This is a genomic window from Serratia sp. CY33802 (genome assembly GCF_052169095.1).
Classification (GTDB): domain Bacteria; phylum Pseudomonadota; class Gammaproteobacteria; order Enterobacterales; family Enterobacteriaceae; genus Serratia; species Serratia bockelmannii.
In genome coordinates, this window is record NZ_JBJNLL010000010.1 from 11,839 (window position 1) to 36,269 (window position 24,431).

At 60.1% G+C, this 24,431-nt stretch carries 21 protein-coding genes; 8 read left to right on the forward strand and 13 right to left on the reverse strand.

The annotated features are described in order from the left end of the window. Nucleotides 1-66: 66 nt before the first annotated feature. The 3 genes from glnG to glnA form a co-directional block, all read right to left on the reverse strand. Nucleotides 67-1,479, reverse strand: a complete 1,413-nt coding sequence (glnG, locus tag ACJ8HA_RS21925) for a nitrogen regulation protein NR(I) (RefSeq protein ID WP_025304716.1) — start codon at nucleotides 1,477-1,479, stop codon at nucleotides 67-69. 8 nt (nucleotides 1,480-1,487) lie between these two features. Beyond that, complete coding sequence (gene glnL, locus ACJ8HA_RS21930; RefSeq protein WP_004931246.1) at nucleotides 1,488-2,537, reverse strand: nitrogen regulation protein NR(II); 1,050 nt, start codon at nucleotides 2,535-2,537, stop codon at nucleotides 1,488-1,490. A gap of 193 nt (nucleotides 2,538-2,730) precedes the next feature. Next, entirely contained in the window at nucleotides 2,731-4,140 is a 1,410-nt protein-coding gene (glnA, locus tag ACJ8HA_RS21935; RefSeq protein ID WP_025304715.1) for a glutamate--ammonia ligase, read from the reverse strand. A 370-nt stretch (nucleotides 4,141-4,510) separates the two neighbouring features. On the opposite strand from glnA, the gene typA reads away from it, so the two are divergent. From typA to fabY, 5 genes are all read left to right on the forward strand, one after another. Then, a complete protein-coding gene (gene typA, locus ACJ8HA_RS21940) occupies nucleotides 4,511-6,334 on the forward strand; it encodes a ribosome-dependent GTPase TypA (protein WP_004931243.1) in 1,824 nt (607 codons plus the stop codon). Between the two features lie 165 nt (nucleotides 6,335-6,499). Next, complete coding sequence (gene yihX / locus ACJ8HA_RS21945; RefSeq protein ID WP_025304714.1) at nucleotides 6,500-7,090, forward strand: glucose-1-phosphatase; 591 nt, start codon at nucleotides 6,500-6,502, stop codon at nucleotides 7,088-7,090. Between the two features lie 51 nt (nucleotides 7,091-7,141). Next, nucleotides 7,142-8,035 (forward strand): virulence factor BrkB family protein, encoded by an 894-nt coding sequence (locus ACJ8HA_RS21950; protein ID WP_025304713.1) that lies wholly within the window; start codon nucleotides 7,142-7,144, stop codon nucleotides 8,033-8,035. Further along, the gene (dtd, locus tag ACJ8HA_RS21955) at nucleotides 8,032-8,469 is read left to right on the forward strand and encodes a D-aminoacyl-tRNA deacylase (RefSeq protein WP_025304712.1); all 438 of its coding nucleotides are present in this window, start codon (nucleotides 8,032-8,034) and stop codon (nucleotides 8,467-8,469) included. The genes ACJ8HA_RS21950 and dtd overlap by 4 nt, the downstream gene beginning before the upstream one ends. A 21-nt stretch (nucleotides 8,470-8,490) precedes the next feature. Beyond that, nucleotides 8,491-9,438, forward strand: a complete 948-nt coding sequence (fabY, locus tag ACJ8HA_RS21960; RefSeq protein WP_025304711.1) for a fatty acid biosynthesis protein FabY — start codon at nucleotides 8,491-8,493, stop codon at nucleotides 9,436-9,438. A 38-nt stretch (nucleotides 9,439-9,476) separates the two neighbouring features. Here the strand turns inward: fabY and ACJ8HA_RS21965 are convergent, their stop codons facing one another. Both ACJ8HA_RS21965 and ACJ8HA_RS21970 read right to left on the reverse strand, forming a co-directional pair. Further along, a complete protein-coding gene (locus ACJ8HA_RS21965) occupies nucleotides 9,477-11,138 on the reverse strand; it encodes an AsmA family protein (RefSeq protein WP_442515514.1) in 1,662 nt (553 codons plus the stop codon). A gap of 128 nt (nucleotides 11,139-11,266) precedes the next feature. Next, a complete protein-coding gene (locus ACJ8HA_RS21970; protein WP_442515515.1) occupies nucleotides 11,267-12,667 on the reverse strand; it encodes a nucleobase:cation symporter-2 family protein in 1,401 nt (466 codons plus the stop codon). A 240-nt stretch (nucleotides 12,668-12,907) separates the two neighbouring features. Here ACJ8HA_RS21970 and gltS point away from each other — a divergent pair, with 240 nt between their 5' ends. Then, nucleotides 12,908-14,119 carry a sodium/glutamate symporter gene (gltS, locus tag ACJ8HA_RS21975; RefSeq protein WP_025304708.1) on the forward strand — a complete coding sequence of 404 codons (1,212 nt, stop codon included), beginning with the start codon at nucleotides 12,908-12,910 and terminating at the stop codon, nucleotides 14,117-14,119. A gap of 42 nt (nucleotides 14,120-14,161) precedes the next feature. Here gltS and recG read toward each other — a convergent pair whose 3' ends face one another. The 6 genes from recG to ACJ8HA_RS22005 all read right to left on the reverse strand — a co-directional run bounded on the left by recG (nucleotide 14,162) and on the right by ACJ8HA_RS22005 (nucleotide 20,853). Continuing rightward, on the reverse strand, nucleotides 14,162-16,243 hold the full coding sequence (recG, locus tag ACJ8HA_RS21980; RefSeq protein WP_089196366.1) for an ATP-dependent DNA helicase RecG: 2,082 nt from the start codon (nucleotides 16,241-16,243) through the stop codon (nucleotides 14,162-14,164). Beyond that, the gene (gene trmH, locus ACJ8HA_RS21985) at nucleotides 16,240-16,935 is read right to left on the reverse strand and encodes a tRNA (guanosine(18)-2'-O)-methyltransferase TrmH (protein ID WP_033639122.1); all 696 of its coding nucleotides are present in this window, start codon (nucleotides 16,933-16,935) and stop codon (nucleotides 16,240-16,242) included. Before trmH ends, recG begins: the two co-directional genes overlap by 4 nt. Nucleotides 16,936-16,940: 5 nt before the next feature. Then, entirely contained in the window at nucleotides 16,941-19,052 is a 2,112-nt protein-coding gene (gene spoT, locus ACJ8HA_RS21990; RefSeq protein WP_015379445.1) for a bifunctional GTP diphosphokinase/guanosine-3',5'-bis pyrophosphate 3'-pyrophosphohydrolase, read from the reverse strand. A gap of 18 nt (nucleotides 19,053-19,070) precedes the next feature. After that, a complete protein-coding gene (gene rpoZ / locus ACJ8HA_RS21995) occupies nucleotides 19,071-19,346 on the reverse strand; it encodes a DNA-directed RNA polymerase subunit omega (protein ID WP_004931221.1) in 276 nt (91 codons plus the stop codon). A gap of 54 nt (nucleotides 19,347-19,400) precedes the next feature. Next, nucleotides 19,401-20,024 (reverse strand): guanylate kinase, encoded by a 624-nt coding sequence (gene gmk, locus ACJ8HA_RS22000; RefSeq protein ID WP_033636481.1) that lies wholly within the window; start codon nucleotides 20,022-20,024, stop codon nucleotides 19,401-19,403. A gap of 211 nt (nucleotides 20,025-20,235) precedes the next feature. Beyond that, nucleotides 20,236-20,853 carry a trimeric intracellular cation channel family protein gene (locus tag ACJ8HA_RS22005; protein ID WP_442515516.1) on the reverse strand — a complete coding sequence of 206 codons (618 nt, stop codon included), beginning with the start codon at nucleotides 20,851-20,853 and terminating at the stop codon, nucleotides 20,236-20,238. Between the two features lie 253 nt (nucleotides 20,854-21,106). Here ACJ8HA_RS22005 and ACJ8HA_RS22010 point away from each other — a divergent pair, with 253 nt between their 5' ends. Further along, a complete protein-coding gene (locus ACJ8HA_RS22010; RefSeq protein ID WP_049209087.1) occupies nucleotides 21,107-21,541 on the forward strand; it encodes a DUF3574 domain-containing protein in 435 nt (144 codons plus the stop codon). A gap of 34 nt (nucleotides 21,542-21,575) precedes the next feature. Here ACJ8HA_RS22010 and ACJ8HA_RS22015 read toward each other — a convergent pair whose 3' ends face one another. Next, nucleotides 21,576-22,760 carry a NupC/NupG family nucleoside CNT transporter gene (locus ACJ8HA_RS22015; RefSeq protein WP_004931212.1) on the reverse strand — a complete coding sequence of 395 codons (1,185 nt, stop codon included), beginning with the start codon at nucleotides 22,758-22,760 and terminating at the stop codon, nucleotides 21,576-21,578. A 361-nt stretch (nucleotides 22,761-23,121) separates the two neighbouring features. Between ACJ8HA_RS22015 and ACJ8HA_RS22020 the strand changes: the two genes are divergently transcribed. Further along, nucleotides 23,122-23,511 (forward strand): hypothetical protein, encoded by a 390-nt coding sequence (locus ACJ8HA_RS22020; RefSeq protein WP_060448513.1) that lies wholly within the window; start codon nucleotides 23,122-23,124, stop codon nucleotides 23,509-23,511. Between the two features lie 55 nt (nucleotides 23,512-23,566). Here the strand turns inward: ACJ8HA_RS22020 and ACJ8HA_RS22025 are convergent, their stop codons facing one another. Continuing rightward, on the reverse strand, nucleotides 23,567-24,430 hold the full coding sequence (locus ACJ8HA_RS22025; RefSeq protein ID WP_025304701.1) for a YicC/YloC family endoribonuclease: 864 nt from the start codon (nucleotides 24,428-24,430) through the stop codon (nucleotides 23,567-23,569). Between the last annotated feature and the right edge of the window lies 1 nt (nucleotide 24,431).

The window sequence follows — 24,431 nt, forward strand, 5'->3', positions numbered from 1 at the left end:
CTGTAAAGCCTGAGGTTGGCGTTTTTTTGTGCGCCGGACTGCGTTTTTCATCATCCACCCACGCTCCTATTCCATGCCCAGCTCTTTGAGCTTGCGGGTCAGAGTATTACGCCCCCAGCCCAGCAGGCGTGCGGCTTCCTGTTTGTGCCCCTGGGTGTGGCGTAGGGCGGTGGTGAGCAGCGTACGCTCCATCTCCGGCTGCGCTTCCGACAGCAGGTTTTGATGACCGGAACGCAGCGCGCGATCGGCCCACTGAGCCAGCAGCGTGGCCCAGCTGTCCGGCAGGCTGTGGCTGGGGCTCTCCGGCGCGGCGGTTTCGAACAGTTCGCTCGGCAGATCCTGAATCAGCACCTCTTGCCCGGCGGCCATCACCGTCAGCCAGCGGCAGGTATTCTCCAGCTGGCGCACGTTGCCCGGCCAGGGCAGGCGGGTCAGCGCGGTTTCGGTTTCCGGATGCAGGTTCTTGGCCTCGACGCCTAACTCTTTGGCGGCGATCTGCAGGAAGTGGCGCGCCAGCCGCGGGATGTCTTCCCGGCGCTCGCGCAGCGGCGGCAGGTGTACGCGGATCACGTTCAGGCGATGGAACAGGTCTTCGCGGAACTTGCCTTCCTGTACCCGCAGCTCCAGGTTTTGGTGCGTGGCGGCGATAATGCGCACGTCGACCTTCACCGGCGCATAGCCGCCGACCCGGTAGAACTGGCCGTCCGCCAGCACCCGCAGCAGGCGCGTTTGCACGTCGAGCGGCATATCGCCGATCTCGTCGAGGAACAGCGTGCCGCCGTCGGCCTGTTCAAAGCGTCCCTGACGGATTTGGTTCGCACCGGTGAAGGCGCCTTTCTCGTGGCCAAACAGCTCCGACTCGATCAGGTCTTTGGGGATGGCTGCCATGTTCAGGGCGATGAACGGCGACTTGGCGCGCGGGCTGTGGCGGTGCAGCGCATGCGCCACCAGCTCTTTGCCGGTGCCGGATTCGCCGTTGATCAGCACGCTGATCGACGAACGCGAGAGCCGGCCGATGATGCGAAATACGTCCTGCATCGCCGGCGCTTCGCCGATGATGTCCGCCGCCGGATCGCTGGCCGGCTGGCTGCGCACCGGCTGCTGCTGCTCCTGATAATGGCTGATGGCGCGCTCGACCAGCGCCACTGCTTCGTCGATGTCGAACGGCTTCGGCAGGTAGTCGAAAGCCCCTTGCTGATAGGCGCTGACGGCGGCGTCCAAATCCGAATGCGCGGTCATGATGATCACCGGCAGCATTGGATGGCGCTGTTTGATCTGTTTGAGCAGCGCCAGACCGTCTATACCCGGCATGCGGATATCGGATAGCAGCACGTCGGGGGTTTGCGTGGCCAAGGCTTCCAGCACGTCATTGCCGCCTTCGAAGGTGGCGCAGCTCAGGCCCGCGCCGGTGAGCGCGCGCTCAAGCACCCAGCGGATGGAGCTATCGTCATCGACGATCCAGACTATCCCTCGTTGCATAGCAAACCTCACTGACGAATGGGCAGGTAGACCGAGAATTCGGTATGACCTGGCCAACTGTTGAATTCAATTTTTCCGCAATGCTGATCGATCAGATTGCGGGCGATGGATAATCCCAGGCCGGTACCGCCTTCACGGCCGCTGACCATCGGGTAGAACAGCGTGTCCTGCAGCTGCGCCGGCACGCCGGGGCCGTCGTCTTCGACGTCGATACGTGCCGCCAGGCGGTAGCGGGTACCGTGCAACGTAATCTGAAACGCGGTGCGGGTGCGCAGCGTGATGGTGCCGCCCGCCTCGCCCAGCGCCTGCAGCGCATTGCGGGTGATGTTCAGCAGCACCTGTTCTATCTGATCCGGGTCATGAGCCATTTCCGGCAGACTCGGATCGTAGTCGCGCACCAGCGTGACGTTATCCGGCATTTCCAGGGACACCAGTTGGCAGACGCGCTCCGCGACCTGATGAATGCTCTGGGTAATATGCTGGCCGGGCCGCTGCGGCCCGAGCAGACGATCCACCAGATTACGCAGCCGATCGGCCTGCTCAATGATCACCTTGGTGTATTCGGTCAGCGCCGGATCGGGCAGCGCTTTGGCCAGCAGCTGCGCTGCGCCGCGCAGGCCGCCCAGCGGGTTTTTAATTTCGTGCGCCAAACCGCGCACCAGATCGCGGGCTGCCACCTGTTGGGCATGTTGCAGCTGTTCCTGGCTCAGGCGGCGCTGATTGTCCATCGGCGCCAGCTCGACCAGGATATAGCCTTCCGGCAGCGCCTGAGCGGTCAGGGAAAGGATATGCGCGCGGCCGTCGACCACCAGGGTCACTTCGTTGTCCGTGAAGCCCTGCCCGGCGCGCAGGCTTTCACGCATCAGAGAGACGTTCAGCGAAAAATAACCGAGCAAATCGGGCAGCGGCGTGCCGAACAGCTTGCGGGAGCTTTGCGCCAGCAGCTGCTGTGCCGCCGGGTTGGCGTAGTGAACCGCCAGAGAGTCATCCAACAGCAGGATGCTGTTGATGAGTGAATTGAGGATCTGCCCAGCATCGGGCAGCTTGCCAGTTGCCATACAGCAGACTCCTGCACCTTTTTAGTGCATCTATCCTACTCCATCCGGGATCGGCGCGGTATGGAATAGTTTTGCAGAAAATACGGTGGAGAAAAAAACCCATCCGAAGATGGGCTGAAAGTTTCCACGGCAACAAAAAAGCGATAACAAAAATATGGGCGCCGTCCGCCTGCGCAGACGGCGCGGGTAGGGCTTAGACGCTGTAGTACAGTTCGAACTCAACCGGGTGTGGCGTCATACGAACGCGGTCCATCTCTTCTTTGCGCAGTTCGATGTAGGCATCGATCGCATCGTCGGTGAACACGCCGCCGCGGGTCAGGAACTCGCGGTCTTCGTTCAGTGCGGCCATCGCCTCGTCCAGCGAGCCGGCCACTTTTGGGATCTCGGCTTCTTCTTCCGGCGGCAGGTCGTACAGGTTTTTGTCCATGGCGTCGCCAGGGTGGATCTTGTTGATGATGCCGTCCAGGCCGGCCATCAGCAGCGCGGCGAAGCACAGGTATGGGTTAGCCGCCGGATCCGGGAAGCGGGCTTCGATGCGGCGCGCTTTCGGGCTGGCGACCACCGGAATACGGATGGATGCGGAGCGGTTACGGGCGGAGTAAGCCAGCATCACCGGCGCTTCGTAGCCCGGCACCAGACGTTTGTACGAGTTGGTGGTCGGGTTGGCCAGGGCATTGATCGCCTTGGCGTGCTTGATGATGCCGCCGATGTAGAACAGCGCGGTTTCAGACAGGCCGCCGTATTTGTCGCCGGCGAACAGGTTGGTGCCGTTCTTGGACAGCGACATGTGGCAGTGCATGCCGGAACCGTTGTCACCGAACATAGGCTTCGGCATGAAGGTCGCGGTTTTACCGAAGGCGTGCGCCACGTTATGCACCACGTATTTGTAGATCTGAATTTCGTCGGCTTTCTTGGTCATGGTGTTGAAGCGGGTTGCCACTTCGTTCTGACCGGCTGTCGCCACTTCGTGGTGGTGCGCTTCAACCACCAGGCCCATCTCTTCCATGGTCAAACACATGGTGGAACGCAGATCCTGCGAAGAGTCGACCGGTGGAACCGGGAAGTAACCGCCTTTCACCGCCGGACGGTGGCCTTTGTTGCCGCCGTCGTATTTTGTGCCGGAGTTCCAGGCGCCTTCGATGTCGTCGATGGCCACGTGGGAACCGCGGATGCTGCTGCCGAAGCGAATGTCGTCGAACAGGAAGAATTCAGGCTCTGGCCCGAACAGGACGGTGTCCGCGATGCCGGAGGAGCGCAGGAAATCTTCGGCGCGTTTGGAGATGGAACGCGGGTCGCGATCGTAGCCTTGCATGGTGCCCGGCTCGAGAATGTCGCAGCGAATGATCAGCGTTGGTTCTTCGAAGAACGGATCCAGAACCGCCGTGCTGGCATCCGGCATCAGTACCATGTCAGATTCGTTGATGCCCTTCCAACCACCGATAGAGGAGCCGTCAAACATTTTGCCTTCTTCGAAGAAGTCGGCGTTTACCTGATGAGCCGGGATAGTCACGTGCTGTTCCTTACCCTTGGTGTCAGTGAAACGCAGGTCTACGAATTTCACTTCATGCTCATTCAGCATCGTCAAAACGTGTTCAGCGGACATACTTAACTCTCCCGGTTTATCATTGTCGTCGTCGTGGAACGAATCTGTGGAACTGGCTTTTTTTCGCCTTGAAAAGACTAAAGCGAAAAGCGTGCCAACTTTTTAAAAAGGCTTTCATCGCCTTTCTGCGCGGGTTTTACCCAGCCACAGTATGCACCATCAGCGATAAATTGCACCGTCATGGTGCAATTGGGGTGAGCGTGGGCACCGAAATGGTGCAAAAGTGCAACGATTGCGGCTTTTTGCACCGTGAAAGGGATCACAAACTGACCGGTACGCGGTTGTTTATAAGAGATGGTTGTGATCTTGTTTAGTCCCTCGCTTAATACGTGTACAATAGCGCGCTATTTCTAATGCCCGAGGCAAAGCTGTGATCGAAAATTTGCGTAACATCGCCATTATTGCCCACGTTGACCATGGTAAAACCACCCTGGTTGACAAGCTGCTGCAACAATCCGGTACTTTCGGAGAGCGTGCGGAAGCCACCGAACGCGTAATGGACTCCAACGATTTGGAGAAAGAGCGTGGGATTACCATCCTCGCAAAAAACACCGCCATTAATTGGAATGGTTACCGTATCAACATCGTGGATACCCCAGGACACGCCGACTTCGGCGGTGAGGTAGAGCGCGTGATGTCGATGGTTGACTCGGTGCTGCTGGTTGTGGATGCAATGGATGGCCCTATGCCGCAAACCCGCTTCGTGACCAAGAAGGCCTTCGCCAACGGTCTGAAGCCGATCGTGGTCATCAACAAGGTTGACCGCCCTGGCGCGCGCCCTGACTGGGTTGTGGATCAGGTGTTCGACCTGTTCGTGAACCTCGACGCGACCGACGAGCAGCTCGACTTCCCGATCATCTACGCTTCTGCGCTGAACGGCATCGCCGGCGTCGATCACACCGACATGGCGGAAGACATGACCCCGCTGTATCAGGCGATCGTCGACCACGTGTCTGCGCCGCAGGTTGAGCTGGAAGCGCCATTCCAGATGCAGATCTCCCAGTTGGACTACAACAACTACCTGGGCGTTATCGGCATCGGCCGCATCAAGCGCGGTAAAGTGAAGCCGAACCAGCAGGTCACCATCATCGACAGCGAAGGTAAAACTCGCAACGGTAAAGTGGGTAAAGTGCTGGGTCACCTGGGTCTGGAGCGTATCGACAGCACCCTGGCGGAAGCGGGCGACATCATCGCCATCACCGGCCTGGGCGAGCTGAACATCTCCGACACCATCTGCGACACCAATGCCGTAGAAGCGCTGCCGGCGCTGTCCGTCGACGAACCGACCGTCACCATGTTCTTCAACGTCAACACCTCGCCGTTCTGCGGTAAAGAAGGTAAGTACGTGACGTCGCGTCAGATCCTTGACCGTCTGAACAAAGAGCTGGTGCACAACGTGGCGCTGCGCGTTGAAGAAACCGACGATGCGGACGCCTTCCGCGTCTCCGGCCGTGGCGAGCTGCACCTGTCGGTGCTGATCGAAAACATGCGCCGTGAAGGTTTCGAGCTGGCGGTTTCCCGTCCGAAAGTTATCTTCCGCGAAATCGATGGCCGCAAGCAGGAGCCATTCGAGAACGTAACGCTGGATATCGAAGAGCAGCATCAGGGTTCCGTGATGCAGGCGATGGGCGAGCGTAAAGCTGACCTGAAAAACATGGATCCGGACGGTAAGGGCCGCGTGCGTCTCGACTACGTGATCCCAAGCCGCGGTCTGATCGGCTTCCGTAACGAATTCATGACCATGACTTCGGGTACCGGTCTGCTGTACTCCACCTTCAGCCACTACGACGACGTGCGTCCGGGCGAAGTGGGCCAGCGTCAGAACGGCGTGCTGATCTCTAACGGCCAGGGCAAAGCGGTCGCGTTCGCGCTGTTCGGCCTGCAGGATCGCGGCAAGCTGTTCCTGGGCCACGGTGCGGAAGTGTATGAAGGCCAGATCATCGGTATTCACTCACGTTCCAACGACCTGACCGTAAACTGCCTGACCGGTAAGAAGCTGACCAACATGCGTGCTTCCGGTACCGACGAAGCGACTACCCTGGTTCCGGCCATCAAAATGACCCTGGAGCAAGCTCTGGAGTTCATCGATGACGACGAACTGGTAGAAGTGACGCCGACCTCGATCCGTATCCGTAAGCGTCACCTGACGGAAAACGATCGTAAGCGTGCCAGCCGCGGTCCAAAAGATGCTTAATCGCTGATTGAGTGTCCCCTGCTTAGGGCGCGGTTCTCGCGCCCTGAGTTTTTTCCTCTGTTGTTCCCCGTTTGTGCGGCGCGCTATGCGCTTTTCCGTTCGCTCCCTGTTCAGCTGTTCCTTTTCCCGCTACAGTGAAATCTCACCGGCCCATAGGAGAGGACTATGCTGTATATCTTTGATTTAGGTAATGTGATCGTCGATATCGATTTCAAGCGTGTGCTGGGTGTGTGGAGCAATTTGAGCGGCACGCCGTTGGCGGTGCTGTCCGATCGTTTCACCATGGGTGAGGTGTTCCAGCAGCATGAGCGCGGTGAAATCAGCGATGAAGACTTCGCCGGCAAACTGTGCGATGAAATGGGCATCGCGCTCAGCTTTGAGCAGTTCGCCACCGGTTGGCAGGCGGTATTCGTCGCGCTGCGCCCGGAGGTGATCGACATCATGCAGCGCCTGCGCAACGAAGGCCACCGGGTGGTGGTGCTGTCGAACACCAACCGTCTGCACTGCAACTACTGGCCGCAGCACTACCCTGAAGTGGCCGCCGCCGCCGATCATCTCTATTTGTCGCAAGATCTCGGCATGCGCAAACCGGAAGCCAACATCTACCAGCATGTGCTGGCCGCGGAAAACACCGCTGCCGCCGACGCGGTGTTCTTTGACGATCATCCGGCGAACGTCCTCGCCGCGCAGGCGCTGGGAATCAAGACGGTGCACGTCACCGATCGCGACGTGGTGCCGGCCTATTTTGCTCAATGAGTGCAGAGCGCGTTAAGCTTAAGGCGTATCAACGGACATCAAGGAGTGACCATGTCGTTTTTCCGCCGCAAGAAGCTGCCCTCTGCGATTAAGCCAAGCGTCACCTTCGGACGGCTGCTGTACCAACGCATCGACCACGATGGCCTGACGATGTTGGCGGGCCATCTCGCCTACGTTTCCCTGCTGTCGCTGGTGCCGCTGGTCACCGTGGTGTTCGCCCTGTTCGCCGCTTTCCCGATGTTTTCCGACATCAGCGAACAGCTGAAGAGCTTTATCTTTTCCAATTTCGTGCCGGCCGCCGGCAATGTGATCCAGAACTACCTGGAACAGTTCGTCGCCAATTCCAACAAGATGACCGCCGTCGGCACCTGCGGGCTGATCGTTACCGCGCTGCTGTTGATTTCCTCGGTGGACAGCGTGCTGAACACTATCTGGCGCAGCAAGAACAAGCGGCCGATCGTCTTCTCCTTTGCCGTGTACTGGATGGTGCTGACGCTGGGGCCGCTGCTGGTGGGCGCCAGCATGGCCATCAGTTCTTACCTGCTGTCGCTCAACTGGTTGGCGCAGACCGGCGTCAATGGCCTGGTGGATCAGGTGCTGCGCATCTTCCCGCTGATTTTGTCGTGCATCTCCTTCTGGCTGCTGTATTGCATCGTGCCGACGGTGCGCGTGCCGCCCAAAGATGCACTGATTGGCGCGGTGGTGGCCGGATTGCTGTTCGAACTGGGCAAGAAGGGATTCGCGCTGTACGTCACCATGTTCCCCTCCTATCAGCTGATTTACGGCGTGCTGGCGGTGATCCCGATTTTATTCCTGTGGGTCTATTGGAGCTGGTGTATCGTGTTACTCGGTGCGGAAATCACCGTGACCATCGGCGAATACCGCGACTACCGTCGGCAGAAGGCGGAGCAACAGGAACAAAAACCAGAAGGGCAGCAGGAATGATTGCGTTGATTCAACGGGTGTTAAACGCCAGCGTCACGGTGGGTGGCGAGACAGTAGGCAAGATTGGCCCCGGTTTGTTAGTGTTATTGGGCGTGGAGCAGGGCGATAACGAGCAAAAAGCGCAGCGCCTGTGCGAACGCGTGTTGGGATACCGCATTTTCGGCGACGAAAACGACAAGATGAATCTCAACGTCCAGCAGGCCGGGGGCAGCGTGCTGGTCGTTTCGCAGTTCACCCTGGCGGCGGACACCCAGAAGGGCATGCGGCCCAGCTTTTCGCGCGGCGCCGCGCCGCAGGAAGCCGATCGGTTGTATCAATATTTTGTAGGCCAATGCCGTGAACGCGGCGTAGAGACCCAGACCGGCGAGTTCGCCGCCGACATGCAGGTGGCGCTAGTCAACGATGGTCCGGTGACATTCTGGCTACAGGTCTAAGCATTCGGAGAACAGGCGTCTATGTATCACCTACGAGTACCCGTAACAGAGCAAGAACTGAAGGAGTATTACCAGTTTCGCTGGGAAATGCTGCGCAAGCCGCTGCACCAGCCGGTGGGTTCGGAAAAGGATGCCTATGACGCCATGGCCCATCACCAAATGGTGGTGGACGAGGCCGGTAAAATTGTCGCCATCGGGCGGCTGTATATCAATGCCGACAACGAGGCGGCGATCCGTTTTCTAGCGGTAGACCCGACGTTGCAGGATAAAGGGTTGGGAACGCTGGTGGCGATAACGCTGGAGTCCGTCGCACGGCAGGAAGGCGTGAAGCGGGTGGTGTGCAGCGCCCGTGAAGACGCGGTGGATTTCTTCGCCAAGCTGGGCTTCGTCAATCAGGGCGAGATCACCGCGCCGCAGACCACCCCGATCCGTCACTTTTTAATGATCAAACCGGTGGCGACGCTGGACGATATCCTGCATCGCCCTGATTGGTGCGGCCAATTGCAGCAGGCCTGGTATGAACACATTCCGCTGAGCGAAAAGATGGGCGTGCGCATCAGCCAATACACCGGCCAGCGCTTCGTCACCACCATGCCGGAGATCGGCAACCAGAATCCGCACCACACGCTGTTCGCCGGCAGCCTGTTCTCGCTGGCGACGCTGACCGCCTGGGGGCTGATTTGGCTGCTGCTGCGCGAGCGCCATCTCGGCGGCACCATCATTCTGGCGGACGCGCACATTCGCTACAGCAAACCGATTACCGGCAGGCCGCGTGCGGTGGCGGATCTGGGCTCGCTGAGCGGCGATTTGGCGCGTCTGGCGCGCGGCCGCCGCGCGCGCGTGCACGCCGAAGTGCATCTGTTCGGCGACGAGGATAAGGGCGCGGTATTCGAAGGCACCTACATGGTGTTGCCGGCTGAGCCGGATGTGCCGCTGGATCAGGGTGGCTCTGAAGCGCTGGAAGAGTAGGGTGGCGGCCCTGCCCTGAGGGCGGGCCGCGCAGTGCATTACGGCAGTTGTTGGTTCACCGCTTGGCCGTCGCCGGCGGTGGCCTGCAGATTGCCTTTCAATGAGGCCTTGAACGGCCCGTCGCTGTTCAGCAGCCCTTTCAACTGCAGCTCAAGGTTGCCGTCGCCCGTCAGCGGCACCGGCTGCCATCCCCATTGCTGCAAGGTATTGATCGGTACCGAACGGCCGTGCAGCATCAGCTGGAACGGCTTGCCCGGCAGCTGATCGACGGTCGCTTTGGCCTCCAGCAACCCATTGGGCATAAAGGCGCTGAGCTCGGTGACGGTGATCTGGTTGCCGTCGGCGTTCAGCGCCAGCGAAGGGCGCCGCACGTCGATTTTGTTGAAGGTGGCCTCGCTGCCGTTCAGGTTTAGCGAACCGGACCAAATGCCCAACTGGTGGTCGCGCGCCAGCAGCAGGTTGCTGCCGTAACCGTCCAGCGCGGTGATCTGGAATGGGAATGCCGGGTTGATATCGATGATCAGATTGCGGTTGGTGGTCAGCTTGGTGACGTACACCTCCGCCAGCCAGCCCGGCAGCGGTTTCAGCCACAGCTCGCGCCAGTCTATCGGCAGGGTGTACTCTAGCGCCGCCATGGCCACTTCATCCAGCTGCAGGCGTTTGCCGGCGCGCAGCCAGTTGCCGGAGGTGCGCAGCAGCCCGCCTTCCCAGCGGGTGGTGAATTGCTGAATGGCGATGCCGGCGGAAGAGAGCCGTAGGGTGGCGATCGGATCGATCAGGTGGAAACCGCCGTTGATCACGTCGCTGGCGTTGAAGTTGAGCGAGCCGTCTTCGCTGCGCCAGTCGCCTTTTTCGACGCTGACGTTTTGCAGCGACAAATCGAGATCGTTAACCGCCCATGCCTTGCCTTCCAGGCGCGCGTCGATAAGATCGAAACGCTTGAGGGTGACCGGCGGCAGAGTGGTAAAGCGCTGCATGAATTCTGCCAGCGTCAACGGGGTCTGCAGGCGCACGCCGCTCAGCCGCAGGCGATCCACCCGCCAGCTGCCATCGGCGGCGCGGCTGGCCACGCCGGTCAGGTCGCCCTGCGCCAGATCGGCGCCGAAGTTGTTCAACAGCAGTTGGCCCTGCTTTTGCTCCCCCTGCACCAACACCTTCGAGGCGGGGATGCCGTTCAGCGTCATCGAACCGGCGCTGAACTGAAACTGGTTGTTGTCCCCCAGCAGATGGCCGGCCAGCGGGCGCCACGGCGTGATGCCGGCAGTGACCTGCTGCGCGTTGAGCTGCCACTCGTTATCGTTGGACTGCAGCGCCATGTTGCTCAACTGCAGCACGTCGGCCTGTACAGGCAACGCCGCCGCCTGTGGCTGCACGTTCAGCGTGCCGTCGCGCAGCGTGACGCTGTGAAAATAGCGCGGCTCGGTGATTTGGCGCAGGCTGAGGCCGAGATCGACGCGTTTGGCAACCAGCGCCTGCGGCTGGCCGCTGCGCGCCAGCTGCACGTCTTCCAGACCGATCTGGTCCGGTTGGCTCCACGAATGGGTGATTTTTCCTATCGACAGGCGGTATTCGCTGTTGTCGCTGATCCAGGCACTCAGGCGGCCTGCCGCCCAGCGAGTTTGCCCGACCAGGTACAGCACCACCACCGCCAGCACGATCAGCAGCAGCAACGTCAGCAACAGCTTTCCGATAAATTTCATCGTCTACATCCGCATCGGTCAAAAAAGATACCCTGTTTATGCCGCAATTGGCCGGGCATCTCAAGGGCAATGGTCTGATAGACAATAAAAAACGGCCGCAAGCGGCCGTTTGAACGCCAATGGGCGGGTTACTTTTTCTCGTGTTCCTGCGGGAACACCAGGTTCAGCACGATGGCGGTAATGCCGCCGGCGGCGATGCCGGAAGAGAGCAGGGTTTTCAGCCAGTCCGGCGCGAACTGCAGGATCAGCGGCTGCTGGGAGACGCCCATGCCGACGGCCAGCGACAGCGCCATGATCATGATGGCGCGGCGGTTCAGGCGCTCGCGTGACACGATGCGCACGCCGGAGGCGGCGATGGTGCCGAACATCACGATGGTCGCACCGCCCAGTACCGGCTCGGGGATGTGCTGCACGAAGCCGGCTACCGCCGGGAACAGCCCCAGCGCGATCAGCATCAGCGCCACCACAAAGCCGACATAGCGGCTGGCGACGCCGGTCAGCTGGATCACGCCGTTGTTCTGGCCGAAGCAGGAGTTGGGGAAGGTATTGAACACCGCCGACAGCATCGAGTTCAGGCCGTTGGCCAGTACGCCCCCTTTTAGACGCTTCATGTACAGCGGCCCGCTGACCGGCTGTTCGGAGACATCAGAGGTGGCGGTGATGTCGCCGATGGTTTCCAGCGAGGTGACCATAAAGATCAGCATCAGCGGCAGCAGCAAGTTCCAGTCGAAGCCCAGGCCGTAATAGAGCGGCGTGGGAATAGTGATCGCCGCCGTGGGTGCCGCCGGAGCGTCGGCGGGCAGCATGTCCATCGCCCAAGCCAACAGATAGCCGACCGCCATGGCGATCACCAATGAAGCGACGCGCAGGTAAGGGTTGCGCTGGCGGTTCAGCAGGATGATGACCGTCAGCACCGCGCCGGCCAGCAGCAGGTTTTTCGGTGAGCCGAAGCTGTGATCGTTCATCGCGGCATAACCGCCGCCGATCGAGGTCAAACCGACCTGAATCAGCGACAGGCCAATGATCATCACCACGATGCCGGAAACCAGCGGGGTGATGATGCGGCGCGCCAGATGCAGCACGCGCGACAGCAAAATTTCGGTGCAAGAAGCGACCATCAGGGTGCCGAACAGCGCGGCCATCATGGTCGGCACGTCGGCGCCGCCGTTTTTCAGCGCCAGACCGCCCATGATCAGCGGCGAAACGAAGTTGAAGCTGGTGCCCTGAATCGACAGTAGCCCGGAACCCACCGGCCCCCAGGTTTTGATTTGCAGAATGGAAGCCAGGCCGGAGGCGAACAGCGACATGCTGATGATGTGCTGGGTATCCTGCGCCGGCAGGCCCAGCGCCTGGCAGATCAGCAGCGCCGGAGTGATCACCGCAACGAACATCGCCAACAGATGCTGGCCGGCGGCAAACAGCGTTTGCGGCAGCGGCGGGCGGTCTTCGAGGCGATAAATCAGTTCGCTGGCGCGGGATTCTGAGGCGGCTTGGCGTGTGGCATCAAGCTCGGAGGATGACATGCTCATGGTGTGGCGTTTCCAGATACGGCAAAGCAGGCATTTTAATGCGCCGCCCCGCAAAAGCAAACGGTTGCGCCTAAATATTATATTGTCAACTTTCCTGTTTATGTCGCATTTTCATTCATTTTTTCTTGTCATCTTAGCGTTTTTTACTTCTAATCCTGGACTCATCAAGTTTAAAAACTCAGTGGTTTTCTATAACTTATTATTTTTATTTGGATCTTTTCCCTTACATGGAGTACCTGGATGTTTCATCTTGATACTTATGGCACGTTAGTCGCCGCGACGCTGGTTTTGCTCCTCGGGGGCAAGTGCGTCAGAAGCATTCCTCTGCTGCGAAAATATACCATTCCTGCCCCCGTCGCCGGCGGTTTGCTGGTGGCCCTTCTGTTGTTAGCCCTGAAAAAGTTCGCCAACTGGGAAATCAGCTTTGACATGTCGCTGAAGGATCCGCTGATGCTGGCCTTTTTCGCCACTATCGGGCTGAATGCCAACCTGGCGCGGTTGCGCGCCGGCGGCAAGGCGCTGATGGTATTCCTGTTCGTGGTGCTGGGGCTGCTGTTGGTGCAGAACGCCATCGGCATCGGCATGGCGAAAATGCTGGGGTTGGATCCGTTGATGGGCCTGATCGCCGGGTCGATCACCCTGTCGGGCGGCCACGGCACCGGGGCGGCCTGGAGCAAGCTGTTCATCGAGCGCTACGGCTTTGAAAACGCGACGGAAGTCGCCATGGCCTGTGCCACCTTCGGCCTGGTGCTGGGCGGCCTGATCGGCGGCCCGGTGGCGCGCTATCTGGTCAAACACTCCTCTACGCCGGAAGGCACGCCGGAAGACAGCGTGCAGCCGAGCGGTTTCGAGAAGCCGGAAAGCGGCCGCCTGATCACCTCGCTGGTGATGATCGAAACCATCGCCATGATCGCCATCTGTCTGAGCCTGGGGCAGCTGATTGCCGGCTTGCTGAACGGTACGGTGTTTGAGCTGCCTAACTTCGTTTGCGTGCTGTTCGTCGGGGTGATCCTCAGCAACACGCTGGCCTTCACCGGTTTCTATACCGTGTTCGAACGGGCGGTATCGGTGCTGGGTAATGTCAGCCTGTCGCTGTTCCTGGCGATGGCGTTGATGAGCCTGCGCCTGTGGGAGCTGGCTTCGCTGGCGTTACCGATGCTGGCGATCCTGGCGGTGCAGACGCTGGTGATGGCGCTGTACGCGATCTTTGTTACCTACCGGGTGATGGGCAAGAACTACGACGCGGCGGTGCTGGCCGCCGGCCACTGTGGTTTCGGCATGGGCGCCACGCCGACGGCGATCGCCAACATGCAGGCGATCACCGATCGCTTCGGCCCGTCGCATCTGGCGTTTCTGGTGGTGCCGATGGTGGGAGCGTTCTTTATCGATATCGCCAACGCCATCGTTATCAAGCTGTATCTGCTGCTGCCGGTGTTCCCGGCGGTGGGGTAATATCGCGAGTCATCATGAGAAGGGCGCCTGCGGCGCCCTTTTTTATGCGTTGGAGTAGCGCGCCTTCTCCGGCAGCCAGCGTTCGATCAGCGCCTGGGCGTGTTCCGGGTAGTGCTGATGGAGATGGCGGGCGACGCGTTGCACTTCGGGGATCATCGCCTGGTCGCGCAACAGGTCCGCCACCTTGAATTCGGCGCTGCCGGTCTGGCGGGTGCCCAGCAGCTCGCCCGGGCCGCGGATCTCCAGATCGCGCTGGGCGATGACAAAGCCGTCGTTGCTGTCGCGCAGCACCTGCAGGCGCGTTTGCGCGGTTTTGCTCAGCGGCGTTTTGTACAGCAGCACGCAGTGTGAAGCCACCGCGCCGCGCCCTACGCGGCCGCGCAGCTGGTGCAGCTGCGCCAGGCCCAGCCGTTCCGGGTTTTCGATGATCATCAGGCTGGCGTTGGGCACGTCGACGCCGACCTCGATCACCGTGGTGGCGACCAACAGCTGCAGCTTGCCCTGTTTAAACGCCTGCATCACCGCCTGCTTTTCCTGCGCTTTCATGCGGCCGTGCACCAGCGCCACCTTCAGCTCCGGCAGCGCGGCTTTCAATTCTTCCCAGGTGGCTTCCGCCGCCTGCGCTTCCAGCAGCTCGGACTCTTCGATCAGCGTACATACCCAGTAAGCCTGCCGTCCTTCTTCCAGACAGGCGCTTTTCACCCGTTGAATGATGTCGGCGCGGCGGGTATCGGGAATGGCGACGGTGGTCACCGGCGTGCGGCCCGGCGGCAGCTCGTCGATGACCGAGGTATCGAGATCGGCATAGGCGGTCATCGCCAGCGTGCGCGGGATCGGCGTGGCGGTCATGATCAGCTGATGGGCGTGGAAGCCTTGCTCTTCGCCTTTCTCCCACAGCGCCAGCCGCTGATGCACCCCGAAGCGGTGCTGCTCATCAATGATCACCAGCGCCAGGCCGTTGAACTGCACCTGCTCCTGGAAGATGGCATGGGTACCGACCACCATCGATACCTGGCCGCTGGCGATGGCTTCCTGCTGCGCGATGCGCGCCTTGCCTTTCTGTTTGCCCGCCAGCCAGCCGACCTGCAGCCCCAGCGGTTCGAACCACTGGCGGAAGTTGTTGGCATGCTGTTCGGCCAGCAGCTCGGTCGGCGCCATCAGCGCCACCTGCTTGCCGTGCGCGATGGCGCGCAGCGCCGCCAGCGCCGCCACCAGCGTTTTGCCGGAACCGACGTCGCCCTGTACCAGCCGCATCATCGGGAAGTCTTTTTGCATGTCGGCTTCGATGTCGGCCACCACGCGCGTTTGCGCGCCGGTCGGCGAGAACGGCAACTGTGCGAGAAAACGGTTTTTCAGCCGATCGTCCGGCAGCAGCGGTTGCGCCTGATAACTCTGCGCGCCGGCGCGCACCGCCAGCATGCTGAGGTTATGCGCCAGCAGCTCTTCGAGGATCAGGCGTTTTTGCGCCGGGTGTTTGCCCAGTTCCAGATCCGCCAGCTGAATGTCCGGCGGCGGGCGATGCAGGGTGTGCAGCGCCTGCGGCAGGCTCATCAGGCCGCCGCTCAGCTCCGGCGGCAGCAGTTCGGCGATGGCGCAGGTATCCAGCAGCGCCAGCGCCTGGTCGGTCAGCTTGCGCAGCGTGGCCTGCCGCACCCCCTCGGTGGTGGGGTAGACCGGCGTCAGCGACTCCTGCAGCTCGACCTCGCTGGCTTCGCCCTGAATACGGTATTCCGGATGAATGATCTCCGCGCCGTGGTTGCCGCGTTTGATCTCGCCGTAGGCGGTCACGCGGCGGCCGGTGGCCAGGCTGTTCTTCATTGCGGCGTTGAAATTGAAGAACCGCATGGTGAGGATGCCGGTACCGTCGCTGATCTGGCAGGTCAGCATGCGACGGCGGCCGAAGCTGATGTCGCTGCGCAGCACTTCCCCTTCTACCGTGGCGTAGATGCCCGGCAGCAGATCGTTGATCGGGTAGAGGCGGGTACGGTCTTCGTAGCGCAGCGGCAGGTGCAGCAGCAGATCCTGAATGGTCTCGAGGCCAAGCTTGGCCAGTTTGCCCGCCTGGCTGGCGCCAACCCCGGAAAGCGTGGTGAGTGGGACAGCATCCAGCAGGCGGCCTTTCATTTGCGCACCGTCGCCTGCATGGCCGCCCACCATTCGGCGCTGGCGACCACCTGGCCCTGCTCGTCAATCTGCGGGCGTGGCAGCCCTTTGCGCTTGGCCACGTTGGCCAGCACCGGGTAGCCGCCTTCGAACAGCAGACGCTGCTGCTCTTCTTCATCCAACATGCTGTTGTCGCGGCGATACAGGCCGGCATTCTGCCGCTGGCGCTGCGCTTCATACAGGATCAGCGCCGAAGCCACGGAGACGTTGAGCGATTGCACCATGCCGATCATCGGAATGACGATGTCCTGGTCGGCGAGCGCCAGCGCTTCTTCGGTGATGCCGGTTTTTTCCTGGCCGAGCAGCACGCAGGTTGGCCGAGTGTAGTCCACTTCGCGGAAATCGACCGCGCGCGCAGACAGGTTGGTGGCCAGAATTTGCATGCCCTGCGCTTTCAGGTGACCGACCGCGTCGCCGATGGTGGGATGGGTTTTAACGCTGACCCAGCTGTTGCTGCCGGCGGCGGAGGAAACCAGGGTGCGCATGCGGGTGGTGGGCCACACGGCGTGGACCTGATGCACGCCGACGGCGTCGGCGGTGCGGATAATGGCGGAGACGTTATGCGGCTTGTGCACTTGCTCCAGGCAGACCGTCAAATCCGGCTGCCGGGTCGCGAGCATTTCACAAATCCGCGCATAGCGTTCAGGACTCATAAGCGCTAGTTTCGGTTGCGGTTAACTTTGATCACATCCGGCATGATACGGATTTTACGCATAATGTTTGCCAAATGGATGCGATCGCGGGTGGTCAAGCGGATAAAGGCGCTATAAACCCGACCGTCTTTCTCTTCGGTGTTCAGGCTCTGAATATTGGACTCGGCCGCGTTGATCGCTGCCGTCAGGTTGGCCAGCGCGCCCTGGTGGTTAAACATATCCACCTTGATCTCGGCGATGAACTCCTGCTCGGTCTCTTTATCCCACTCGACCGCCATGAACTTCTCAGGCTCTTTCTGATAGCCGCGAATATTGCGGCAAGATTCATGGTGGATCACCAGCCCTTTGCCCGGGCTGACGTGAGCGATAATCGGGTCGCCCGGAATCGGACGGCAGCACTTGGCGAAGGTGATCAACACGCCGTCGGCGCCCTTGATGGCCAGGTTACGCACGCCGGAGGTGGTGCCCAGGCTGGACTGATCGCCCTGCAGATTCTTCGCCACCACCACGCTCATGGCGTTGCCGAGGCCGATTTCCGCCAGCAGATCGTCCAGCGTCGCCAGCTTCATGCGGTCCAGCTCGTGCTGAATGTTTTCCTGCGGGATTTCGGCCAGCTTGCGGCTACCGCCCAACGCATGGTTGAGCAGTCGGCGGCCGAGGCCGACGGAGTCGTCGCGCTTGAGGTTCTTCAACATCTGGCGAATTTTGGCACGTGCTTTCGAGCTGACCACGAAGTTCAGCCAGGCGGCGTTGGGCCGCGCGCCCGGTGCGGTGATGATCTCGACGGTCTGGCCGCTGGTCAGCGACTGCGACAGCGGGTATGGCTGACGATCGACGCGCGCGCCGACGCAGGCATGGCCGATATCGGTATGCACCGCATAGGCGAAGTCGACCGGCGTGGCGCCGGCGGGCAGCTCGACTATGCGACCTTCCGGGGTGAAAACGTAAATCTCATCCGGGAACAGATCGGATTTGACGCTCTCGATAAATTCAAACGAACTGCCAGCGCTTTGCTGCAGCTCCAGCAGGCTTTGCATCCAGCGTTGGGCGCGGATCTGCGCCGTGGTGCCGGTTTCGCCCTGTTCTCTTTCCTTGTAAGCCCAGTGCGCGGCCACCCCCATCTCAGCCATCTGGTCCATGTCTTCGGTGCGGATCTGCACTTCGACCGGTACGCCGTGCGGGCCGATCAGCGAGGTATGGAGCGATTGATAGCCGTTGGCCTTGGGAATGGCGATGTAATCTTTCACCCGCCCCGGGCGCGGTTTATACAGGCTGTGCACTTGGCCGAGTACGCGGTAGCAGGTATCGACCTCTTTCACGATCACCCGGAACGCGTAGATATCCATGATGGAATGGAAACGCTGTTCTTTCAGGTGCATCTTGAGGTAGATGGAGTAGAGGTGTTTTTCCCTTCCGCTGACGCGGCAGGCGATGCCGGCCTCGGTCAGCCGCCCTTCGATCTCGGAGAGGATTTTTTGAATCATCTCTTTGCGGTTGCCGCGCGCGGCTTTCACCACTTCCTTGATCACGCGATAACGGTTTGGGTACAGCGCCTCGAAGCCCAGCTCTTCCAGCTCGGTTTTCAGGTGATGAATACCCAGACGGTGGGCGAGGGGGCTGTAGATTTCCAGGGTTTCACGCGCGATGCGCCGGCGTTTGTCGGGGCGCAGCGAACCGAGGGTGCGCATGTTGTGCGTACGGTCGGCCAGCTTGATCAGCACGACGCGGATATCCTGCACCATCGCCATGATCATCTTGCGGAAGTTTTCCGCCTGCGCTTCTTTCTTGTCCTGGAACTTCAGCTTGTCGAGCTTGGAGACGCCCTCAACCAGTTCGGCGACGCTCTTGCCGAACAGCTGTTCCATATCTTGATAGGTGGCTGGGGTGTCTTCGATGACGTCGTGCAGCAACGCCGCCATCAGCGTCTCGTGATCGAGACGCATTTCCGCCAGGATGCAGGCCACGGCGACCGGGTGAGTAATGTAGGGCTCACCGCTGGAGCGTGTCTGGCCCTCGTGCGCGTCGCGCGCGACGAGGTATGCCTGTTTGAGGCGCTTAATCTGCTCCTCGGGCAGGTAACGTTGAATCAGCAGATTCAGGCTTTCAAACAGGTACAAGGCGGACTCGCAGTCTAATTAACGACGACCTTCAGCAATCGCGGTAACCGCTTGAATCTCTGCGGCTTCCTGCTCTTGCTGTTCCTGGCGCTCACGCACGTCGAGGATCTGGCTGGTGATCAGGCCTTCTTCGATTTCGCGCAGGGCGATAACGGTGTACTTGTCGTTCTCTTCCGGAACCAGTGCATCTTTGCCGCCGGTCTGGATCTGACGCGCCCGACGAGCAGCGACCAACACCAGGTCAAAACGGTTACCAATTTTCTCTACAGCGTCTTGAACAGTTACGCGTGCCATATTTGTGCTACTCCACAGGTGACGAAAAGACTGGGCATGATACTGAAACTGCCTTCAGTCTGCCAATAGTTTGCTGATTAAAGCGTCATGCCGCAGCAATTGGCGGCCCAAACGCAGGCGTTCGGCGCGAATGATGGTCTTCAGATCGGACAGCGCCAGATCGAAATCATCGTTCACGATCAGGTAATCGTACTCCGCGTAATGCGTCATTTCCGCCACGGCCTGAGCCATGCGTTTGGCGATCACCTCTTCGGAATCCTGCCCGCGCCCGCGCAGGCGGCGGCCCAGTTCTTCCTTCGACGGCGGCAGAATGAAGATGCTGCGCGCCTGCGGCATTTTGGCGCGGATTTGCTGCGCGCCCTGCCAGTCGATATCCAGAAACACATCCACGCCGGTCGACAAGACTTGTTCGATGGCGGCGCGCGAAGTGCCGTAATAGTTGCCGAACACTTCGGCGTGCTCAAGAAACGCGTCCTGCTCGATCATCCGGCGGAATTCGTCTTTCGAGACGAAGAAATAATGCTCGCCGTGATTTTCACCCGGGCGACTGTCGCGCGTGGTGTGCGAAACCGAAACCTGCGTGTCGTACAGCGGTTGCGTCTTTAACAAAGCCTGAATCAGACTTGATTTACCTGCGCCACTGGGAGCAGAGACAATATAAAGCGTGCCTTGAGCCATGATGATGTTCGTTGATAACGGTTGATATGCCAAAAACAGCGGATGTGTATTTTCTCCGCACAGTATACACGGCTAACGCGCCGGGTGCAGCGTTAGCTCGCATTTTGCCCGCGGCTTTGCGTGGAAAAAGCGTCGAAAGGGCGAATTTGCGCGTCGAAGGGCGACATTTTTGCAGTTTTGGCCTCGGCGGCGGCGCGTTGCCGCCCCGAGATCAGTGATCCGGATGCTGGTAGTTGAACACCGGCAGGCCGAGGCGGAAGCGCAGGGCGATAAGACGCGCGCTCAGGCCGGCGACCAAGGTGAGGATCACCACCAGATTGTGCGGCAGGCTGAGGTGCTGCAGGCCGATATACAGCCAGGCGGCGCTGAAGGAGATGCCGGCGTAGATCTCTTTCTGGAAAACCAGCGGGATGCGGTTGCAGAACATATCGCGCAGCACCCCGCCGAAGACGCCGGTGATCACCGCGGCGATGGCGGCGATAATGGCGCTGTGCCTCATATCCAGGGCCACCTGCGCGCCGATGATGGAGAAGACGATCAGGCCGACGGCGTCGAGCACCAGGAACAGGCGGCGCAGATGGCGCATCAGAGGAGCCACCCAGGTGGTGACGATCGCCGCTATCGCGACGATGACGATGTATTCCGGGTGTTTGACCCAGCCCAACGGAAAATGCCCGAGCAACATATCGCGCACCGACCCGCCGCCGATTGCGGTGACAGAGGCGATGATGATCACGCCGAACATGTCCATTTGACGGCGGCCGGCGGCCAGCGCGCCGGTCATGGCTTCGGCGGTGATGCCGATGATATAAAGGATGCTCAGTAACATAAGGGGTTCACAGCGTACTTGCCTCAGAATGATGGCCGGCAGGGTAATCGCCGCCGAGGACGCGCGCCACTGAGTTTTTTTCACTGATGGCGTTTCGGATTAATTTAGCTAATCCAAACTCCGTTTTTATTGCCGATAACCAGCCTTTTTTAACATCTTGCTGTTAATAAAAGCATTAGAAATTTCGCGCTGGTTTCCATCGCTGACTATGCTTTTTGCAGCTAATCCTTCAACCGAGAAACCGAGACTGCAGATGAAAAACCCCCCGAAACTGGCCGCCGGCGCCGTGGTGGCCGCCCTGTTGCTGAGCGGCTGCGTGGCGCCAGGCCACCAGGCTGTGTCACCCATCCCGGCTTGCCGTACCGGCGATCCGATGATGCAAACAACGCTCTACTTCGGCCTGAACCGCCCTGCGGGGCCGGCGATCACCGCCGCCGAGTGGCAAACCTTCGTTGATAGCCAGGTGACGCCGCGTTTTAAAGACGGGCTGACGGTCTTTGATGCCAAAGGACAGTGGCTGGGTCACGACGGCAAGCTGGCGCGCGAGAACAGCAAGGCGCTGCTGCTGATTCATGCGCAGGGCAAAGAGAGCGAGGCGAATATCGAGGCGCTGCGCAGCGGCTATAAGCAGCAGTTCGCGCAGGATTCGGTAATGCGGGTGGATGCGCCGGTGTGCGTGGCGTTTTAAAACGAACTCCCGGCCCTGCGGCCGGGAGTGGGGATTACAGCACCAGGCCGGCGATGGCCGCCGACAACAGGCTCACCAGCGTCGAGCCGTAAACCAGCTTCAGGCCAAAACGGGACACCACGTTGCCTTGCTGCTCGTTCAGTCCTTTGATGGCGCCGGCGACGATGCCGATGGAGGCGAAGTTGGCGAACGACACCAGGAACACCGACAGAATGCCCAGCCCGCGCGGCGACAGCTCCGCCGCGATCTTCTTCAGTTCAATCATCGCCACGAATTCGTTGGCTACCAGTTTGGTCGCCATGATGCTGCCCGCCTTCAGGGCCTCTTCCGCCGGGATGCCGATCAGCCAGGCCAGCGGATAGAACACGTAGCCGAGGATCTGCTGGAAGCTGATGCCGAGCACCGCAGAGAACAGTGCATTGACGGCGGAGATCAGCGCGATAAAGCCGATCAGCATCGCCGCGATGATCATCGCAATCTTGAAGCCGGCCAGAATGTACTCGCCCAACATTTCGAAGAAGCTCTGATCTTCATGCAGTTTGTTCAGCTTCAGCTCCGGCTCGTCTTCAACCTGATACGGGTTGATGATCGACAGGATGATGAAGGTGCTGAACATATTAAGGATCAACGCCGCCACCACGTACTGCGCGTCGATCATCGACATGTAGGCGCCGACGATGGAGAGCGAAACCGTCGACATGGCGGTCGCGGCCATGGTGTACATGCGGCGCGGCGATATATCGCCGATGATGCCTTTATAGGCGATAAAGTTCTCCGACTGCCCCAGCACCAGCGTGCTGACGGCGTTGAACGATTCCAGCTTGCCCATGCCGTTGACCTTGGACAGCAGGGTGCCGACCAGGCGGATGATCAGCGGCAGGATGCGGAAATGCTGCAAAATGCCGATCAGGGCGGAAATAAAGATGATAGGGCACAAAACGCCGAGGAAGATGAACGCCAGACCATCCTTGCTCATGCCGCCGAACACGAACTCCGATCCTTGGGCTGCGTAGGCGAGCAGGGTGTCGAAGAAGCCGGCGACGTGTTTGATCACGCTGAGCCCGCTGGCGGAGTGCAGGAAGAAATAGGCTAGCGCGCCTTCGATCACCAACAGCTGGATGATATAGCGCAGGCGGATTTTCTTGCGATTATTGCTGACCAGCAGCGCCAGGGCGATGATCACCACCAGGGCCATAATAAATTGCAGAATTTGTGGCATAAACGGTCCGTACGGTTCACGGGCAGGAAAAAAACACATTTAGCCACAGCATCGCCATCCTTTCATTACCTTGCGTGATAATTAGAACAAAATACTTATGGCATGCGGGATATCTTGCCGATTGTCATCCGCACGCGCTGCTCGGCAGTTTTTCATAAGCCCCCGGTGAGCCGTCTCCCCAGAGGCCTGCCGGCTCGCAACTTGATGTAATCCCCGTTACTTATGTGCAAACGCCTGGAATTTGGTTCGCAATCGGCGATTTTTCCCGACGTAAAGCGTGGTTTTCTTGGCTGAGGAAGAGAAACATGTTTGGAACAGGCGCCGTGACCGGCGCGCATTTTCTCGGACAAGGAGGCGAACGATGAATATTGGCACTTTGCTCAGGGCGCTGGCCAACGGCGTTAATCCCGACACCGGCGAGCTGTTGAAACCGGCTTCAGCGGCCTGCGCACCGGAGGCTATCCGGCTGCTGTTCGCGTTAGCCAACGAGTTTGGAGGTGAGGCCGAACTGCAGAAAAAAGCCCGGTTGACGCCGGAGGAGAAACGGCAGAAGAATCTGGTCGAGGGCCGACCTGCCAATGCCTACTTCCCCTGGCCGGAAGAGGAAAAACTGCGGCTGCGCGAGAGCCATGCGGCCGGGGCGACGCTGGAAGCGCTGAGCGATGAGTTCGAGCGCTCAACCTGGAGCATTGCGGTGCAGCTGCAGAAAATGGGGTTGATCGGTGAGGAGCAGGCGGCCGCCTATCGCTGATTTGCAGCCATAAAAAAGCCCGCGTGGCGCGGGCTTGATGACATAAGGGGCAGGATCACTCGATATTCTGGATCTGCTCGCGCATTTGCTCGATCAGCACTTTCAGCTCGATGGCGGAAGCAGTGACGTCGGCATTGATCGACTTGGAGGCCAGGGTGTTCGATTCGCGGTTGAACTCCTGCATCATAAAGTCGAGGCGGCGGCCGACGGCTTCTTTCTTTTTCAGGATGTTGTGCGTCTCTTTCACGTGCGCTTCCAGACGGTCCAGCTCTTCGGCGACGTCGATACGCTGCGCCATCAGCACCAGCTCTTGCTCCAGGCGGGTGTTTTCCAGCTGTACCTGCGCCTCTTCCAGCTTGCTGACCAGGCGCTCGCGCTGCCATTGCAGGATGTTCGGCATCTGGGCGCGCACTTTGACCACTTCGGCGCTGACGCCGTCGAGGCGTTGTTCGATCAGCGTCTTCAGCGCGGCGCCTTCGCTCTCGCGTGCGACGATAAAGTCATCCAGCGCGCCGTCCAGCGCCTGCATCAGCTCGACGCTGATGGCGTCCAGATCCTGCTCCTGCGCGGACATCACGCCCGGCCAGCGCAGCACGTCGATCGGGTTGATTTCCCCTTCGTCGCTCTGCATTTTCACCCAGTTGGCGGCTTCGACCAGCTGTTTGGCCAGTTTTTCGTTCAGGATCAGCGAGCTTTGCGCGCTTGGATCCAGTTCGAAACGCAGGTTGCATTCGACTTTGCCGCGGGTCAGGCGGCCACGGATACGTTCACGGATCACCGGCTCCAGGCTGCGGAATTGCTCCGGCAGACGGATGTAGGTTTCTAAGTAGCGCTGGTTAACGGAACGCAGCTCCCAGGCTGCGCTGCCCCATTCACCCTTGATTTCACGCCGGGCGTAGGCGGTCATGCTGCGGATCATT